This window comes from Brachyspira catarrhinii, from assembly GCF_005518285.1.
Lineage (GTDB): Bacteria > Spirochaetota > Brachyspiria > Brachyspirales > Brachyspiraceae > Brachyspira > Brachyspira catarrhinii.
This window is the reverse complement of sequence record NZ_SJDU01000389.1, coordinates 1-2,050: the sequence shown is the minus strand read 5'-3', so window position 1 is coordinate 2,050 and position 2,050 is coordinate 1. Positions and strand designations below refer to the sequence as shown.

The 2,050-nt window shown below is 34.3% G+C and carries 2 protein-coding genes; both read right to left on the bottom strand.

Translation table 11 applies throughout. The features are described from left to right. Positions 1–755 (bottom strand): acetylglutamate kinase (gene argB / locus EZH24_RS10800; protein WP_137999125.1); only part of this gene is annotated, 755 nt, incomplete at its 3' end. A 64-nt stretch (positions 756–819) separates the two neighbouring features. Next, complete coding sequence (gene argJ, locus EZH24_RS10795) at positions 820–2,040, bottom strand: bifunctional ornithine acetyltransferase/N-acetylglutamate synthase (protein WP_137999124.1); 1,221 nt, start codon at positions 2,038–2,040, stop codon at positions 820–822. Between the last annotated feature and the right edge of the window lie 10 nt (positions 2,041–2,050).

Below are 2,050 nucleotides of genomic sequence, written 5' to 3'. Positions count from 1 at the left end.
TTTATGCAATGCTGAACTTTTGGAATCATTCCTCCCGAAACGCTTCCGCTGTCGATTAATTTGTCGATACTGTTAACTTCGATTTTGCTTATCAAAGTAGATTCGTCTTCTTTATCTTTCAAAAGTCCCGCCATATCCGTCATAAATATAAGAGTTTCGGCTTTTACTTTTTCCGCTATTTTCGCCGCAGCCGTATCGGCGTTAATATTGTAAATATTTCCAAAATTATCGCATCCGACTGTGGCAATTATCGGTATATATTTTCCGTTTATAATCGTTTCGATTAAATTTGTGTCAATATCTTCTATTTCTCCGACAAATCCCAAATCCTCGTTTTCATATTTTTTTACTTTAAACATATAATCGTCTATTCCGCATATTCCGATTGATTTTCCTCCACAATTTTGAAGAAGCGAAACCAAATCTTTATTAACCTTTCCCGCAAGAACCATTTTTACTATTTCCGCCGTTTCTTTATCGGTATATCTCAAGCCGTTTATAAATTTTGATTCTTTTCCGATTTTACCAAGCATTTCGGTTATGTCCTTTCCGCCGCCATGAACGACTATAACTTTAATTCCCAAAGTGGAAAGCAAAGCGACATTATGCATAACCATTTTTTTAAGCTCGGGATTTTCCATGACGCTTCCGCCGTATTTTACGACTACCGTTTTATCTTTATATTTTTGAATATAAGGCAAAGCATGATTTAAAATAAAAGCCTTGTCTTTATTTTTTATTTCAATATTTTCCAAATTATCAATATTGTTCATTTTTAATCCTATTAATCAATTTTTAAAATCAATTTCTAACTTCTATCTAACTTCTATAAGAGCCGTTTATCTTCACATAATCGTAAGTTAAATCGCAACCCCAAGCGGTAGCTTTATTTTTTCCCGAGTTCATATTTACCGTTATTTTAATTTCTTTTTCTTTAAGAATTTTCAGAGCCTTCTTTTCGTCAAATTTCAAACCGTAGCCTTTTTCAAAAACATTCATATTTCCAAATTTTGAAGAAACATTTATCGCCACTTTATTAATATCGAATTTGCAATCGGCGTATCCTATCGCGCATGCTATTCTTCCCCAATTCATGTCGCATCCGAAAATAGCGGCTTTCAGTAAATTTGAAGATATAACCGATTTTGAAATTTTTCTCGCTGTTTCAATATCTTTTGAATTAATCGCTTCGCATTCTATAAGTTTAGTAGCGCCCTCTCCGTCCTTTGCCATAGACTTGCATAAATAAGTATTAACCATATTCAAAGCCTTGCAAAATATTTTATAATTATTTCCTTCTCTGTCTATTATTGGATTTTTAGCCTCTCCGTTTGAAAGAGCGACAACCATATCGTTTGTGGAAGTGTCTCCGTCAACGTTAATCATATTGTAAGTGTTTTTAATATCTTCTCTTAAAGCTTTTTGAAGTAATTTTTGACTTATATTCGCGTCTGTTGTAATAAAGGCGAGCAGAGTAGCCATATTCGGATGAATCATTCCGCTTCCTTTTGCAATTCCTCCGATTTTAACGGTTTTACCGCCGATTTCAAAAGCGAATGCAATTTCTTTAATAAAAGTGTCCGTTGTCATTATCGCGTTTGCCGCGTTTTTTGATGCTTCCGCGGAATTTTTAGCCTTATCAATAAGAGGTTTAATATTTTTTATTATAAGTTCTACTTGCAGAGGAACTCCTATAACTCCCGTTGAAGCGACAGCGACATCTTTCTCGCTTATTTTCAAATATTCGGCGACTCCCTTACACATAGCTTTTGCCTTCTCGATTCCGTCTTTATTGCAAGTATTGGCGTTTCCCGAATTGCATATAATCGCTTTAGCTTTTCCGTTTTTTAAATTCTCTTTGCTTACTATAATATTAGCTCCGCAAACTTTATTTTGAGTATAAACCGCGGCTGCGTTGCATAAACTCTCACTATAAATAATCGCCAAATCTTTGGAAGTTTTTTTCTTTTTTATTCCCGAGTAAATTCCGTTTGCAAAAAAACCTTTAGCAGCGCAAACTCCGCCTTTAATTTCTTTTATATTATTCGTA